Consider the following 14,995-nt stretch of genomic DNA (forward strand, 5'->3'; position numbering starts at 1 on the left):
AGTTTCCGATTGCGGCTAGATAGAGCAAAGATGAATGATGCCAAAAGCACGTCCTTCGACCGTCCTGCAGCCGGGTCTTTCTCGCCGCAGCCGTTGACCGGCGCGATGGCGGATGAGGTCGAACGCCTTTTATCGGGTCGAACCCGCGACATTCGCCTGTCGGGCGACCTGCGGCGCCGGTTCGACGAAAGGCTATGGCGCCAGAGGGCGAAAGTCATTCGGTCCTGGATGACATGGGTCGCTTTCGTCGGCGTTCTGACGCTGGCGCTGAATGCCATGCTGCTTCCCCGTGAGGTTGCCCTGTTGATGGTCGCCCCGGCCTGCCTGCTGCCGCCGGCGGCGATCCTGACGGCGCTCGTCTGGACCAAGCCGCGCCCGGCGGCGGTTCAACGCGCATCGCTCCTCGGCGGAATGTGCCTCATTCTGCTGTCGGTCGCACTCGTCGGCGTCTTTGCGGGAGGCGAATTCTACGAGCGCCATCTGACCATCATGCTGTTCGTCGCCACAAGCGCCATCACCATCTTCAGCGTGCCGCTCGGCTGGACGATCGCCATCGCCTGTTATGCCCTCTGCCTCTATTTCGCTTTTCAATGGTACAACCCGCTCGTGGAAGCGGGCAGTGTCGTAGCCGGGACCCTGTTCTTCTCCTGTGGGATCATCGCGACCGTGGTCGCCAGGCGAACGATGAACATCCTGGCGCAGAAGACATTTCTGCTCGACTGCAGGGACCAGCGCCGCGTCGCGGAATTGGCCGATGCGAATGCCCGATTGGAACGGCTGGCCAGAACCGATCCGCTGACGGGGATCGCCAACCGTCGCTGGATGATGGAAACGCTTGAGAGCCTCTGGCGCCACGGCCGTGAAACCGGCATCGTCGCCATGCTCATGTGCGACATCGACCACTTCAAGGCGCTCAACGACAAGCTCGGGCATGGCGAAGGTGATCGCTGTCTTGTCAAGATCGCCGGCATCATCCAGAGCTGCGTGCGTGCCGATCGCGACCTCGTCTCACGACACGGCGGCGAGGAATTTCTCATCGTCCTTCCCGATGTCGAAGAAGAAGATGCGGTCGCGGTGGCGAAGCGAATACGTGAAAGCGTGGAAGCCGCCGCGCTTCCGAACCCGTCTTCCAGCGTCGGCCCGTCGGTGACGCTGAGCGTCGGCGTGGCCTTCAAATCGGCGGTCGACACCGGCGTTTCCCTGGCTGATCTCCAGCACGAGGCCGACATGGCTCTTTATCGCGCCAAGGAAGCGGGGCGCAACCAGGTCTCAGTCTTTCGCCGTCCGCCGCCTGCTGCGGAACAGATCGCCGCCCGACGCTGACATGTCCGGGGCTGGTTTGCCGTCAGGGCGCGAAACCAAAAAGCTGCGAATGGAAAAATTGTCCTCGGGTGAACCGCACTCGGAATGGTAGAGCGGCCCAGACTGGTTGGGTGGCGAAGACACGGTCCAGACCGAAGGCAGCCCATCATGGCGGTCCGGAACTCGCGGAGCAGAAAAGGGCTGCTATCAGTCATACTCGCCTGCGGATCATTGTCCAGCCGACAGCGAGCATGACCGCTCCCCACGATAAGAAGCCGATATCCCAGTAGAGCCATGCTGACCGATCGGCAGTTTCATTCACATGATGGATGCCCAGCAGCTGGTGGTTGACTAATCCTTCCACAAGGTTGAACAGGCCGAAGCCTGTCAGCGCCGTGCCGATCAATTCCTTGGTTGACCAGCGAAAATGCGGGCGGCGCGCCGAGCGCCAGAAAATGAACAGGCCGGCGAGAAGGAACAGATAGGTCGCCGAGTGGAAAACCCCGTCCCAGAAGGTGTTGAACGCGAGGTTGTCGATAGAGTCGATCGGATACCAGGCACTGAACATGTGGTGCCACTGCAGCAGCTGGTGGAAGACAATGCCGTCGAAGAAGCCGCCGAGGCCAAGGCCGAACAGGATACCCGAGGACCGTGGGAAGTGCCGATCAATGGCCACGCGGGTGGTTGAGCTCATCGGATCACCGGGATCGCGGCCGTGGAGACTGCCGAGATGAAGCCGGCTGCCGCTCTTTGCCGATGGAGGAGCTCCGCATTTTCACGGCCGGCCGCAAGGCCGCCAGCTATCCAGCGCGCCAACGTCAACCAACCGAGGAGCAGCGCCGACTGCCTTGCCGTGTTCATTGCCTGCTCCCGTTCCTGATGGCCGCCGGCAGGGAATTTCCCGTGCGGATTTACCAGTAACAAGGCGAGGTTCGCTTTGTTTCTGTGCGGTATCGCACGTTGTTGTGGATGCTGGCCGTGGCGCAGGAGCGTGGGCGAGGCCTCTTGCGGAGGGCATGTCTGCGTGTGCAATGTGACGGCAACGGTTGGTGACTTTCGTGGGAGGAGGTAGCCGGATGATTGCCATACTGCGATAATGCGGCTTCAGATCGGTTTGACGCGGCGGCGAACTTTCTCTTGCAATCGCCCGCGCTCCAAACGGTGTCGGCGGCACGGTTGAACGCCGAAGAATCCCTGCCTCTTGCGACCAATGATTACTGTTTCCTCAGGTAGATATTAGGCGCATGATCTGCCGCGGCAGGAAAGGAGGTCCACATGGACCGGACAATGGTGGAGAAACATTTGCAGCAGGCGCGCGAGCATGTCGCTGCGGGAGAACTGCACCTGGCTCGGCAGCGTGAGATCGTGGCTGAGCTGATCGATCGCGGCGCCGACGTCACGGAAGCGAACCGGCTTCTGATGAATTTCGAAGAGTCTCAGATCATGCATGTTGCTCACCTCGACAGGCTCAAGGCGGAGCTTCTTGCGTTGGCAAGCGGGGCGTGAGGCAAGCAGACAGGCGGAGCCTGACGGTTGCAGCGCTTATCGACGGACCGGCAATTTGTCCGACGATAGTGGACATGGGATTATGACTGGTGTGCGGCGGCGATTGCCGCTTGCAGCGTTTCTATCAGCCGCGACATGTCGACGGGCTTGGCATAGCAGCTCATCGACTTGAACCTTGCTGGTAACGTCGAGGCGTCGTAGCCGGTGGTGAACACGAAAGGAACATGGCGTTCCACAAGCGTGTCGGCAATCGGATACACCTGCTTTCCATGAAGATTGACGTCCAGGACCGCTGCGTCGAGGACATCGGCTGCGGTCAGCAGCTCGAATGCGCGCTCAAGAGATTGCGCCGGTCCCAGCACGAGCGCACCCGCTTCGGCGAGTTGCTGGGACATGTCCTCCGCCAACATGAACTCGTCCTCGACGATGAGCACGCGGCGTCCGCGCAGCAGCCCTTCAGCCATAGGCTTCGGCCTCGATCAGATTGCTGAGAGAAACCGGAATTGCGATCGTGCAATGAACCCCGTCCTCACCGAGAACGTAGGACGTCTTCGCATCGAGCTGATAAGGCAGCGCTCGCTCTATCAGTTCGCGGCCCTGACCACCCCCTTGCGGCCCGGAATCCGCGGGTGGCATTTTCACCCCGCTTTCCTGCCATTCGACATGCAGCCATGGCTTGCCGCCTTCGCCGGATTGCTCGACGCGCCAGGTGATGGCCAGATGCGCCCGGGCCTGGCTGAGCGCTCCATATTTGGCCGCGTTGGTGCCGAGTTCGTGCATGGCCAATGCCATTGTCTGCACGGTCGTGGAACGAAGCCTGACGCCATCAGGACCTTGCAGGCTTATCCGGCTGTTTTCGCCTTCCAGCGTGCCATGCGCGGCCAGTTCAGAGCGGATGAGCTGGTCGAAGGTTATGCGATCGCCTTCCTGCAGCCGCGACAAGAGGCCCTGCACTCGAGCCAACACGTCCAGACGATCCCGGAACCTTTCGTGGAAGTCGGCCAGATCGGTGCTGGTGCGCATGGTCTTTTCGGCCATCGACCGGACGACGGCCATCAGGTTACGCGTGCGGTGCTGAAGCTCGGCGACGAGAACCTTCATCCGCTCGGCAGAGGCTTTTTCCTCGGTAATATCGCGGCCGATACCGCCGATCTGCTTGACGTTTCCTTCCTCCCCGAAAAGCGGGAAATCCGCGTTCCGCAACCAGCGGATCTCGTGGTCAGAGGCGCGCCTGATGCGGTACTCGAATTCGACGCGCTCGCCATTCCGCACCCGGCCGATCTCGGAGAGCGCCTGTTCCGATCTTCGGGAATGATCAGTTCCGCCCAGCTTCGGAAATTGTTGCCGGTCATCGCCTGCTCGCGGTCGACACCATAGATGGTCTCGAAGGCCGGCGTCAGATAGACCCATTGCAGCGTCTCCGCATCGCGGATCCACAATACGTCGGTGGAGGCTTCGCCGAACAGGCGGAACTGCTCCTCCCCCTGCCGCAGAGCTGCCTGCGCCTGTTTTCGGGCCGAGATGTCGATGCAGAACTCGGCGACCGTGCCGTCGCCAAGGTCGCGGCCGGCAAACAACATCCAGCGACGCGTCCCATCGGCGAGAAAATACTCCTTCTCATAGGGGCCGATTTTGCCCGTTTCTTGCAGAACCTCCATCTGGGCCTCGCTCTCGGCGTGGTGCTCCTCTGGGGTCAGCCGGCGCCAGTGCAGGTCGCCGCGCTCCATTTGCGAGCGGGTGTAACCCGACATCTTCAGGAAGACTTCGTTGGCGTCGAATATGACGCCATCCTGATTGAGAAAAATAACGCCGACCGCATCCGTCTCCAGGACTCGCTGCAGGCGCTCCTCACTGCGTCGAAGCGCAACTTCAGCCTCGTAAGTGGCGGTCAGGTCGGTGAAGGTGACGACAGCACCGCTAATATAATTGTCGACACTGCGGTAAGGCAGGGCGCGTGCGGCGTAGTGCCGATTGTTGGTGGGGTCGCTGACTTTTCGGTCAGTAGGCACAAGCGTTCTGAGAACGAGGCGAACATCGTCCAGCAGTTCCGGATAGGCGACGCGAGAGACGACATGGTCGAGCGGCCGGCCGACATCAGTGTCGAGCAGATGGAATATTTCGGTCGCGGCCGGGGTAAAGCTCCTGACGCGCAGATCGTTGTCGAGGAAAACGGTGGCGATCTGCGTTGCCTCGAGGAGGTTCTTCAAGTCGGAATTGGTCCGGTCAAGTTCGGTAACACGGTGGGCAAGCTCGCCGTTGACCGTCTGCAGTTCTTCGTTGACCGACTGCAGCTCTTCCTTCGAGGTTTCCATCTCCTCATTGGCCGACTGCAGCTCTTCGTTGATCGACTGATATTCTTCGTTGGAGGATTTGAGCTCCTCGTTTGTCGATTCCAGCTCCTCGATCGTCGCCTGCAACCGGTCACGAGTGACACGCAGATCGGTCTCGAGACGTTGGACATGCTCTTCGCTCGTCAGCCTTCCGCCATCGGGCGCAGTGCCTTCGGCCACCTGCCCCGCGTCTTGAAACAGGACGATCAGCGAGGTGACGTCGCCGCTGCCGAGCGGTTCGACGATGATGTTAACGGCGTAGGTGCGGTCATCCTGGCGCAGCAGCACCCGTGGCACCTCGACCTTGACGGCTTCCGTCGTCGCACGCTGCAGGGCCGAACGCATGTCGAGTCGGAGGTCGCGATGGGCAAGGCTCAACAGGTTGAGCGTCGCCGTCCCCGACGCCGGTTCGAGATAGCGGCCTGTGCGTCCGGAGAAATGCAACACGTCGTAATGCGAATCGACGACCACATAGGCGGGGGCGAAGCGTTCGGCGACGACCTCCGCCTGCCGGCTGATCGTAGCCGACAGCCGCCCGGTCTGCAGCATCGGAGCCGGTGCCGAAAGCGGATGGTCGGGGCTGCGCGGGCGCGGACTGAGCGGGAAATCGGGAATAATGCGAGTGGCCGTTTCCAGCCTTCGAAACAGCCGATTTTTGCGGTCGACGGGTGCAAAAAGCTTGGCGTGGCGGGTGACGTTTTCCGAAGAACCCAAAAACAGGATGCCGCTTGGCCTGAGGGCAAAGTGGAAGATCGGGATCACCCGGTTTTGCAGCTCACTGTCGAGATAGATCAGCAGGTTCCGGCAAGACAGGATGTCGATGCGCGAGAATGGCGCATCCTTGACGATGTTGTGCGGCGAGAAGATGCACATTTCCCGCAATTCCTGACGACGCAATAGGTGTCGCCTTCACGCACGAACCAGCGGGCCAGCCGTTCGGGCGGTACCTGTGAGGTTATTGCCGCGGAATAGCGGCCGCCACGCGCGATCCCCAGCGCGCGCGCGTCAAGATCGGTCGCGAATATCTGCACATCCGGGGGGTAATCCATGGTGGCCATATGCTCGCGTAGCAGCATGGCGATCGAGTAGGCCTCCTCGCCGGTGGCGCAACCGAGCACCCAGACGCGCAACTGGTCTCCCGGCTCCTTGCCTTCGAACAGCCTAGGAATCTCGCGCTCAAGCGCTTCGAACTCGGCCGGATCCCTGAAGAACTGCGTCACGCCGATCAAAAGGTCCTGGAAAAGGTTCTGGACCTCGTCGCGGCTGGCGCGCAGCCGCTCGATATAGGCCTCGATGCTGCCGATCTGCAGCACCTGCATGCGTCGCTGAACGCGCCGCGTGAAGGTGCCGCGCTTGTATCCGTGGAAGTCATGGCTGGTGACATTGCGGAGAATGGTGGCAATCTGCGTGATCTGCGCCTCGATCGCGCTTGGCGGTTCGTCATCGAGACCAGCGTCTTCTTCCTCGGTCACATTGCCGGCGTATAGCGAGATATGCGTTGCAATCCCCTGTGCCGGCAGGCGCAGGTCGGCAATTGCCAACGCCCCTCCCCCTTCCTCGGGAGATCCACCATCGGCGCCTTCGCCTGACTCCACAATCGACAGGCCGCCAAATTTCTTGGTCGCCGCCACACCGGCTGTTCCGTCACTCTCGAGCCCCCTGAGGACTACGGCAATGGCACGCTCCTGGGCATGCTCCGCGAGTGAGATCAACATCGTGTCGATCGTGCCTCGATGGCCGATCGGCTCCGAAGCCGGCCGAATGCGGATGTGACCGTCTTCGAGGGTCATCATATCGTCCGACCCGCCGATGTAGATATGATTTGGAACAATCCGCTCTCCATCGACTGCGACCGTCACCGCCAGTCGATCCTGCCGCCCGAGCATATCAAGAACGGCAGCGGCATCGACCCCTTCCTGACGCACCGCCACAAGGTAGGATGCACCGAGGTCTAGGTTGATCTGCGAGAATATCTGTTCGAGTGAGCTAACAGATTGCGCACACACCGCTATGCCGACGATCACGACCGGCTGTTCGTGGCGGCCCTGGTCAGGCGCGCTTGCCTGCTGCTCCATGCTTTGCTGTTCGTCGTACGCCATCATCGATCCATGCCTCTGCTGCGCCGACTCTAGACGTTCGGCACAGCAGAAAGATACAACTTTATCAGCTATCTTGGAAACGCGATGCGCGACCGAGGCGCAGAGACGTCAGGGCAGCTTGCCGCAAGGTCTCCGAATACTGCTTGTACTCGACAGCCCTTGCCTCGTAGAGCTCGGCGACGGCGGTGCGGCCGGTGTCGCGCGCGTCCCGCGCCATCCGCTCCACCAGCGTCAGCCGCTCCTCCATCACTCGCATGGCAATCCTGATCGCCGCGTCGAGCTCATCGATATGCGCGACAAGCGCGTCGGCGGTATAGGCGTGGCCGATCTGACAGCGAAATCGCAGCGGCTGCGAGCCGCGAACCTCGGAAAGCACGCCGTGACAGTCGGGACAGGTTAGGGCAGTCGGAGAGGCGATCTTGCGAAGTTCGGCACTGCCAAGTCGTGCGCCAGCCGCAATATCGACTTCCAGCCGCAGACCGTCCGATGGCGAACCGCAAGCCGGCCCGGCATCGCTTCCTGCGATGCCGGCGAGGAGCTTGCCAAGGTCAGCCGCAGGGGCCACATGATCGACCTCCACTGCCTCAAGCGCCGCCAAGGGCATCTGGTCTGCCTCCGCGTCGAGCGGGTGCTGCACTACGGTCGTCCCCCCATTGGTTTTGATCGCGTGCAATCCTGCCGCTCCGTCGTTCAGCATCCCGGTCAGCACGAGCCCGACCACCCGTGGGCCGAAAGACAGGGCAGCAGAGCGAAACATGGGATCGATCGACGGCCGGACCATGTTTTCCCGGGGGCCGGCACCGAACTTGATCGTCTCGCCCATGAGCAACAAGTGGCGATCGGGTGCAGCGAGATAGATGTGGCCCCGCTCGATCGGCTGCCCGTCGATCGCCTGCGTTACCGGAAGCTTGGACCGTACCGATAGGATCTCCGGCAGAAAGCCCGGAGAATTCGCGGGAATATGGGTACTGACGAAGACGCTTGCAGGAAGGTCGGCGGGCAAATCAGCGACCAGGGTTTTCAAGACAGCACTGCTCCCTGCCGACCCGCCAATCGCAATGATATCCTTGGTCGCGCTGGAAGACATAGATTTTGACCTTTCCTGATCAGGTTCAACAACCGACGAGCCCTCTTGGTTCCGCCGGGCACCCGGAATCGCTCCGCTCGTTGCTGCATGCACCGCCGAAAGCTGCAGATTCCCGGAGCCCGGCTGGGGTGATCAATTCAGAGGCTGGGACCCTGCCCGGCCAAAGAGCGCGACGGCGATCTTTTCGAGCTCGGTCGGTTTCTCGCAGAGAGCACACCCTCGATACTTTGCGGGGATGTGTGACGGGTCGTAGCCGGTCGCAAAGACAAAATTGATTTCTCGTTCCTCCAGTTCATCGGAGACAGCAAATACCAGCTCGTCGCCAAGAAAGACGTCCAGGATCGCCGCATCGACGCGTTCGCGATTGATGAGGTCAAGCGCGCGGCCAACATTCGCCGCAGGGCCAATGACGGTCGCGCCGAAATCCTCCAATTGCCGGCGGGTCTCGTCGGCAAGAAAATACTCGTCCTCAACGATCAGGATACGCTTCCCCGAGAAGAGTTTCGTGTAATTGCCTTTTTCCACTGGGTTCTTTCCAATCGGACCGGAGGTCAAATAGAGCGGCGGACTCCGGGCGGCTGCCGTACCGGCAGACCAGCCAGGACCGTCAGCAGCTCTTGTTCATCGCAGGGTTTGTTGAGACAGGGCATCATGCTGAATGGCTCGGGCACGGAATCGCAGTCGTAACCCGTGACGACAACGAAGGGGATTCCTTGCTCGGCAAGCCTCTCGGCCACCGGGTGGGCCATTATCCCACGCAAGTTGATGTCGAGAATTGCGGCATCAAGTTCGGACGCGCGCTCAGAGACGAGCTTCAAAGCGCCGGCGACATTAGATACAGGCCCGGCGACTTCGGCTCCTGCGTCCTCCAGCGCCATGACCATGCTGGAAGCGGCGAGGTACTCGTCTTCGACGACCAGGTAGAATCGCCCCGCGAACGAAAATGGTCTTTGCATGATCCAGCTCCTTCGCATGCCGAACTCCCGCTGCGGGCGAAAGTTGCGCCGTCGAACGGATAATAGCTTCACAAGGTTCCGGCCATGACAGAATCTATTCGCGTCCTTTTTGCCCGCGTATGGGGGGTGCGAAAATGGGCGCGTGATTGACGGTGTTTTTCCCAGCGCTCCTTGCACCGTTTAACGGGAATCCCATCAGGCGCTCGTACTCAGCTTCCGGAATGCCGTAGGAGCCGTGAGCTTTGAGAATGAGTCCGGCCCGGTCCACAATGATGACCTTCCCTCGTACGGACCTGATGAGCTTCTCGCCCTCCAGGACGTGGAGCGCGCCCGTCACGCCGGAGCGCCTGACGCCGAGCATGAAGGACATGTATTCGTGAGTCAGATGCAGCACCGGGTTGTCTGTTCGGTCGAGAAGCATCAGCAACCAACGCGCCAGTCTCTGTTCTATGGAGTATCGTCCGTTGGCCAAGGCGGTGTAGCTGATTTGAATTCCGAGCGCTCGCGAAAAGGAATGTGAAAGAGAGCGCAACTGCGGGGCTCGGTGCGTAAGACGAAGGAAACTATCGACGTCGATGCGCTGCGCGGTTCCTTCGATCTGCACCATAAGGTTGTAAGGCGTTCGCCAGTCGCCCTCCAACAACCCGGCACCGGTCACGCCTTCACGTCCGATCAGGCCGGCTTCGACCTGTCTGCCATCGAGAGACGCGGCGACAAGGGAAACGACACCGGTTTCGATGAAGGACACCGTTGTTATTTCTGCAAACTGCTGCTCGAGGACCTCACCTTGGATCAGCTGCACCGGCTTCAGATGTGGCCGGATGATCTCGCTTTCGCGTCGAGAAAGCATCGAAAGGATCAAGTTCTTTTGGCCACCCGCCGCCTTTTCAATTGAGCGCCGGCAGTCGGAAAGCGCATCGTAAACCGCGCTCTTGTCCAACGGCTTTTTCACGAAAATGCGATCGGCAAAACGCGGAGGAACAACGTCTCGGCTGTAGCCGGTTGCAAAGAAGAAGGGGATATTGCGCCTTGATAGCTCGTCGGCAACCGGAAATACCATGGTTCCGGCCAGATTAATGTCCAAAATGGCAACGTCGATTTGGGACGAATCATCAATATATTTCAGTGCCTGCTCGACGTTGGGGGCAGGGCCGACAATCTTGACGCCGATTTCGCTCAGGTTGGAAGCGAGATCACTCGCCAGCACATAGTCATCCTCGACGACCAGGACAACCCTTCCCCGAGGTTTGTCAAAAGCCGTATTCATGCGGATCTGTCTCCCAGCACCATGTCGATTTATACTGGAAACGTTCGCGTTGCGCACCTGTTCCGAAGCGGCACGACCGACCATCGACCCTAGGTTCGCCGATAGCCTCAATAAGCTGAGGCTCCCCGAGCGCGCCGCGCTTTTGCGCCATGTCGTCGCCCGCGAAAACTTCCGTGCTCTATAAGGTCAGCTGCACCTTGCAAGCAGCCGTACGGTCGCCGGCAAGGATGAAAGCGGCGTCGGCCTCTTCGAGGGGCAGGCTGTGACTGATGATTGGCCGCACGTCGATCTCGCGACTTGAGATCAGCGCGACGGCGGCGGCGAATTCCTCGTGGAACCGCTGCGTGCCATGGATATGGAGTTCCTTGCCGACGATGGCGTTGAGCGGGACCGGAATCTCTCCCGTGACACCGACCTGCACGATCGTGCCGCGCGGCCTGATGGCGGCAATGGCGCTGCGGATGGCGGGCGCGGCGGCCGAGCATTCGAAGACGAGATCGAAATAGCCCTTCCCCGTCTCGAATTCGGCAAGCGCCGCACCCTCTCGAGACACATTGATCGTCCGGCTCGCCCCCATCGCCTCTGCTCTCTCCAGTGCCGCGTCGGCCAGATCGGTCACGACGATTTCGGCCGCGCTGTGATAGCGGGCGGCGGCAACCATCAGGCAGCCGATCGGGCCGGCGCCTGTGACGAGGACGCGCTTGCCCGAGATCTCTCCCGCACGCGATGCCGCGTGCAGGCAAACGGCCAAGGGCTCGCTGCAGGCGGCTTCCCCGGCCGTCGTCGCCGCTCCGACTGCGAAGCACTGCCTGGCCGGCACCACCAGCCATTCCCGGAACATGCCCTGCTCATGCGGTAGGCGCATCGCGCTGCCCATGAAACGCATGTCGAGGCAGTGGATCGGCAGTCCCTTCCCGCAATATTCGCATTGGCCGCAGGGCTGGCTGGGGTTGACCGCCACCAGCGTCCCGGGTTTCAGGTCTGCCCCCTCCCCTGCCCTCTCGACGATTCCCGATGCCTCGTGACCCGGAATGATCGGCTCGCGCACCCGGATCGGTCCGAAGCCGCCATCCTGATAATAATGCAGGTCGGAGCCGCAGATGCCTGCGGCTGCCATTTTCAGCAGCACCTCGCCTGGGCCGGCAGCCGGAACGGTGTCGGTCTCCACCCTGAGATCGCCCTTTTGGTAAAGCCGTGCCAGACGTGTCCGCATCATGGCTCTCCTATCTCAACAGTCCGAGTTGCTGCGGCAGCCAGAGCGATACGGCCGGGATGAAGGTGATCAGGATCAATGCGAGGAAAAGCGGCACCAGCCAGGGAAGGATCGCCATGGTGGTGCGTTCGACCGAGAGTTTCGCGACTCTGGACAGCACGAACAGCACCATGCCGAGCGGCGGATGCAACAGGCCGATCATCAGGTTCAGCGTCATGATCAGGCCGAACTGAACCGGATCGATACCGAACCTGGCGACAATCGGCAGCAGGATCGGCACGAGGATCGTTATTGCGGCGATCGTATCCAGGAAGCAGCCGACGAAAAGCATCAGCAGGTTCACGAGGATGAGGAACACCCATTTATTGTCTGTGATCGACAGGATCGCATCGGAAAGCAGCTGTGCGGCCTGGCTGACCGTCAGCAGCCATGCGAAGACGGAAGCCGCGGTGACGATGAAGAGAACGGATGCCGTCGTCTCGATCGTATCGAAGCTGGCCTTGGCGAGCGTCGAGAACGTCATGGTGCGGTAGCGCACCAGGCCGAGGAACAGCGACCAGAGCACGGCGGCGACCGCGGCTTCGGTCGGCGTGAACCAGCCCATCGTCATGCCGCCGATCAGGATCACCGGGGTCATCAGCGCCATGACGGCGGAAAAGGCGAAATACCAGTCGAGCGCCAGAAGCACGAGAAGGGCGATGCCCGTGGCCGCATTCATCGACAGCCCAGCCCGCATCATCAGATAGATCGCCACGGGCACCATCAGCACGACGAGGATCTCCAATCCGGCCGACAGCAACTGCCTGACGTCGAAGGGTGCGTCCGAGCCCCAGCGCTTGTAATAGGCAAAGGCGGCGACGGTGATCATCATCAGCAGCGTCATGACGACGCCGGGCAGAACGCCGGCCATGAACAGAGCGCCGATCGAGACATTGGCCATCATGCCGTAGATGACGAAAGGCAGCGATGGCGGGAAGATCGGGCCGAGCGTGGCCGACGCCGCCGTCACGCCGACCGCCGCTTCGACCGGATAGCCGTGATCCTTCATCGCCTTGATCTCGATCGTGCCGATCCCGGCCGCATCGGCAAGTGCGGTGCCCGACATGCCGGAGAAAATGACCGAGCCGATGATGTTGACCTGCGCCAGCCCGCCCTTCATCCAGCCGACGAGCGCGACGGCGAAGGAATAGATGCGGCCGGTGACGCCCGCCGAGTTCATCAGATTGCCGGCGAGGATAAAGAAGGGCACGGCCAGAAGCGGGAAGCTTTCGACACCGGCGATCATGCGCTGGGCGACGATTATGTCAGGGGCGATGCCGTAAAGTACGATATAGAGCACGGATGCGACGGCCATCGAAATGGCCACAGGCACGCCGACAAGCATCAGCAGCAGAAACGAACCAAGCAGCAGCAACATGGGATTACCCTTCGACGGTCTGGAATTCTTCCGGCCGCTCCAGGACGGAGTAGCCGCGGCGCATATTGGCGATGAAGACGATGACCGCGCGGATCAGCATCAGTACGAAGGCAACAAGGACGGAGTAAAAGACGATATTGCGCGGCAGCTCGATGGTGACCATCTGCTCGTCGGCGACGATCTCGACGTAACGCCACATCAGATAGCAGCCATAGGCGAAGAAGCCGATGCGGACGATATCGACGAAGGTCGCGAGCACGCGCGCCAGGCCCGCCGGCATATAGTGATAGAACACATCCACCTGAATGTGCCGCGACATGCGCACGCACATGGCGGACCCCAGGAAGACGACGCCGATCAGGCAGTTGATGGCGATTTCCTCGGTCCAGGCGTAACTGTCGTTCAGCACATAACGCGTGAAGAACTGCAGGAAGACGCAAGCTGTCATCAGCCAGAAGACGATCAACGTGATCCAGTCCTCGATGGCATAATCCGCGACATTTGCAGTCGGCGCGTGCCCTTCGAATTCGTGGCCGATTTCCTCGGCCGTGATTGGCGTGTGAATTTCTTGCGACATGATCGGCCTTGTTCCTGTTGGGGAGAATGGCGCGGCGCGGGCGGCGCGACCTTTAATTTGTCGATAAGCCTTGTTCTTTGCTGGAGGCGTGGCCCCTCATCCGCCTGCCGGCACCTTCTCCCCGTAAACGGGGCGAAGGGGATATGCGGCAACGTCTCCGTCCCTCGCCAACGTTTCGCAGGGCACGTCCCCTCTCCCCGTCAAAACGGGGAGAGGGTTAGGGTGAGGGGCATCGCTGACGAGCTTTTACTGGATCGCCCGAATGGCTTCCCAGTCGGACTTCTCGTAGCCGAAGTCCTCGAACTTGACCTTCTCCATCACAGTCTTCTCGAAGTCGGACTTATCGACTTCGGCGACATTCAGGCCCTTTTCCTTGAAGGTTGCGACGAGGCTGTTCTCCTTGCCGGCGATTGTCTTGGTGGTGCGCTCTGCCGCCTGCTGCATCACCTCACCGAAGATCTTCTTGTCCTCGTCGGAGAGCTTCGCCCACAGCTGCTTGGAGATCACCGTGTTCAGGTGGTCGACGATATGGCCGGTGAGAATGATGTTCTTCTGGACTTCGAAGAACTTCTTCGCCTCGATCGTCGTCAGCGGGTTTTCCTGCGCCTCGACGGTGCCGTTCTGCAGAGCAAGATAGACTTCGGCAAAGGCGATTGGCGTCGTGTTGGCGCCGCAGGCACGCGGCATGGCGAGATAGGCCGGAACGTCGGGCACGCGGATCTTCAGGCCCTGCATATCAGCGCATTTGGCGATCGGCTTGTTCGAGGTCGTATGGCGCGTGCCGTAGTAGCTGACGGCGGCGATGTGGTTGCCGGTCTTGTCTTCATAACCCTTGGCGAGGCGCTTGAAGACGTCGCTCTTCGTATAGGCGATCAGGTGATCGGGGCTGCGGAAGATATAGGGGAAGTAGGTGACACCGATCGGCTTATAGTCGCGCGCCGCAAAACTCGACCCCGATATGATGATGTCCACGGTGCCGAGCTTGAGGCCCTGGTTGATGTCGGCTTCCTTGCCGAGCTGCGAGGCCGGATAGACCTCGATCTTGTAGCGTCCGTCGGTGCGCTTGGCGATCTCCTCCGAGGCCCAGACGGAATCGGTGTGGAAGGGCTCGGACGTTTCATAGACATGCGCCCATTTCAGCACGGTCTGGGCGTGGGCGATCGCCGTGCTCGCCATAATCGCGGCTGCGGTGCAAAGTATTGTTGCCAGTCTGCTCTTCATCGCTCTCTCCTCCGAGCTCG

Annotated in this window: 13 protein-coding genes and 1 pseudogene; 2 read left to right on the forward strand and 12 right to left on the reverse strand. The window is 60.9% G+C overall.

Annotated features, from left to right (window positions below):
* Positions 1–30: 30 nt before the first annotated feature.
* A complete protein-coding gene (locus tag N2597_RS26215) occupies positions 31–1,323 on the forward strand; it encodes a GGDEF domain-containing protein (protein WP_040112033.1) in 1,293 nt (430 codons plus the stop codon).
* A 190-nt stretch (positions 1,324–1,513) separates the two neighbouring features.
* Here the strand turns inward: N2597_RS26215 and N2597_RS26220 are convergent, their stop codons facing one another.
* Together N2597_RS26220 and N2597_RS26225 are read right to left on the reverse strand one after the other, a co-directional pair.
* Complete coding sequence (locus N2597_RS26220) at positions 1,514–1,996, reverse strand: DUF2243 domain-containing protein (protein ID WP_183601971.1); 483 nt, start codon at positions 1,994–1,996, stop codon at positions 1,514–1,516.
* Positions 1,993–2,163, reverse strand: a complete 171-nt coding sequence (locus N2597_RS26225; RefSeq protein WP_183601969.1) for a hypothetical protein — start codon at positions 2,161–2,163, stop codon at positions 1,993–1,995. The genes N2597_RS26220 and N2597_RS26225 overlap by 4 nt, the downstream gene beginning before the upstream one ends.
* A gap of 414 nt (positions 2,164–2,577) precedes the next feature.
* Between N2597_RS26225 and N2597_RS26230 the strand changes: the two genes are divergently transcribed.
* Complete coding sequence (locus tag N2597_RS26230) at positions 2,578–2,808, forward strand: hypothetical protein (protein WP_040112032.1); 231 nt, start codon at positions 2,578–2,580, stop codon at positions 2,806–2,808.
* An 80-nt stretch (positions 2,809–2,888) separates the two neighbouring features.
* Here the strand turns inward: N2597_RS26230 and N2597_RS26235 are convergent, their stop codons facing one another.
* The 10 genes and pseudogenes from N2597_RS26235 to N2597_RS26280 all read right to left on the reverse strand — a co-directional run bounded on the left by N2597_RS26235 (position 2,889) and on the right by N2597_RS26280 (position 14,975).
* Entirely contained in the window at positions 2,889–3,272 is a 384-nt protein-coding gene (locus N2597_RS26235; RefSeq protein ID WP_183601967.1) for a response regulator, read from the reverse strand.
* Positions 3,265–7,237: pseudogene (locus N2597_RS26240) on the reverse strand (CheR family methyltransferase). Before N2597_RS26240 ends, N2597_RS26235 begins: the two are co-directional and overlap by 8 nt.
* 64 nt (positions 7,238–7,301) lie before the next feature.
* The gene (locus tag N2597_RS26245) at positions 7,302–8,324 is read right to left on the reverse strand and encodes a chemotaxis protein CheB (RefSeq protein ID WP_183601965.1); all 1,023 of its coding nucleotides are present in this window, start codon (positions 8,322–8,324) and stop codon (positions 7,302–7,304) included.
* A 132-nt stretch (positions 8,325–8,456) separates the two neighbouring features.
* A complete protein-coding gene (locus N2597_RS26250) occupies positions 8,457–8,849 on the reverse strand; it encodes a response regulator (RefSeq protein ID WP_183601963.1) in 393 nt (130 codons plus the stop codon).
* Positions 8,850–8,875: 26 nt separating this feature from the next.
* Positions 8,876–9,280 carry a response regulator gene (locus N2597_RS26255; protein WP_096762447.1) on the reverse strand — a complete coding sequence of 135 codons (405 nt, stop codon included), beginning with the start codon at positions 9,278–9,280 and terminating at the stop codon, positions 8,876–8,878.
* A 94-nt stretch (positions 9,281–9,374) separates the two neighbouring features.
* The gene (locus N2597_RS26260; protein ID WP_183601961.1) at positions 9,375–10,547 is read right to left on the reverse strand and encodes a helix-turn-helix domain-containing protein; all 1,173 of its coding nucleotides are present in this window, start codon (positions 10,545–10,547) and stop codon (positions 9,375–9,377) included.
* Positions 10,548–10,725: 178 nt separating this feature from the next.
* Positions 10,726–11,760: an L-idonate 5-dehydrogenase gene (locus N2597_RS26265; RefSeq protein WP_183602191.1), complete on the reverse strand. Its 1,035-nt coding sequence runs from the start codon at positions 11,758–11,760 to the stop codon at positions 10,726–10,728.
* A 10-nt stretch (positions 11,761–11,770) separates the two neighbouring features.
* Positions 11,771–13,177, reverse strand: coding sequence for a TRAP transporter large permease (locus N2597_RS26270; RefSeq protein WP_040112021.1), 1,407 nt, complete (start codon positions 13,175–13,177; stop codon positions 11,771–11,773).
* A gap of 4 nt (positions 13,178–13,181) precedes the next feature.
* Positions 13,182–13,754: a TRAP transporter small permease gene (locus tag N2597_RS26275; protein ID WP_040112020.1), complete on the reverse strand. Its 573-nt coding sequence runs from the start codon at positions 13,752–13,754 to the stop codon at positions 13,182–13,184.
* 246 nt (positions 13,755–14,000) lie between these two features.
* Positions 14,001–14,975 (reverse strand): sialic acid TRAP transporter substrate-binding protein SiaP, encoded by a 975-nt coding sequence (locus N2597_RS26280; protein WP_096770034.1) that lies wholly within the window; start codon positions 14,973–14,975, stop codon positions 14,001–14,003.
* Between the last annotated feature and the right edge of the window lie 20 nt (positions 14,976–14,995).

This window comes from Rhizobium sophoriradicis (assembly GCF_025200795.1).
Classification (GTDB): Bacteria; Pseudomonadota; Alphaproteobacteria; order Rhizobiales; family Rhizobiaceae; genus Rhizobium; species Rhizobium sophoriradicis.

Bases quoted from the DNA above. Each gene is read 5' to 3' on its own strand.
- N2597_RS26235 (WP_183601967.1), bottom strand. From the start codon at position 3,272: ATGGCTGAAGGGCTGCTGCGCGGACGCCGCGTGCTCATCGTCGAGGAC.
- N2597_RS26260 (WP_183601961.1), bottom strand. From the start codon at position 10,547: ATGAATACGGCTTTTGACAAACCTCGGGGAAGGGTTGTCCTGGTCGTC.
- N2597_RS26275 (WP_040112020.1), bottom strand. From the start codon at position 13,754: ATGTCGCAAGAAATTCACACGCCAATCACGGCCGAGGAAATCGGCCAC.
- N2597_RS26270 (WP_040112021.1), bottom strand. From the start codon at position 13,177: ATGTTGCTGCTGCTTGGTTCGTTTCTGCTGCTGATGCTTGTCGGCGTG.
- N2597_RS26255 (WP_096762447.1), bottom strand. From the start codon at position 9,280: ATGCAAAGACCATTTTCGTTCGCGGGGCGATTCTACCTGGTCGTCGAA.
- N2597_RS26265 (WP_183602191.1), bottom strand. From the start codon at position 11,760: ATGCGGACACGTCTGGCACGGCTTTACCAAAAGGGCGATCTCAGGGTG.
- N2597_RS26220 (WP_183601971.1), bottom strand. From the start codon at position 1,996: ATGAGCTCAACCACCCGCGTGGCCATTGATCGGCACTTCCCACGGTCC.
- N2597_RS26215 (WP_040112033.1), top strand. From the start codon at position 31: ATGAATGATGCCAAAAGCACGTCCTTCGACCGTCCTGCAGCCGGGTCT.
- N2597_RS26230 (WP_040112032.1), top strand. From the start codon at position 2,578: ATGGACCGGACAATGGTGGAGAAACATTTGCAGCAGGCGCGCGAGCAT.
- N2597_RS26280 (WP_096770034.1), bottom strand. From the start codon at position 14,975: ATGAAGAGCAGACTGGCAACAATACTTTGCACCGCAGCCGCGATTATG.
- N2597_RS26225 (WP_183601969.1), bottom strand. From the start codon at position 2,163: ATGAACACGGCAAGGCAGTCGGCGCTGCTCCTCGGTTGGTTGACGTTG.
- N2597_RS26245 (WP_183601965.1), bottom strand. From the start codon at position 8,324: ATGTCTTCCAGCGCGACCAAGGATATCATTGCGATTGGCGGGTCGGCA.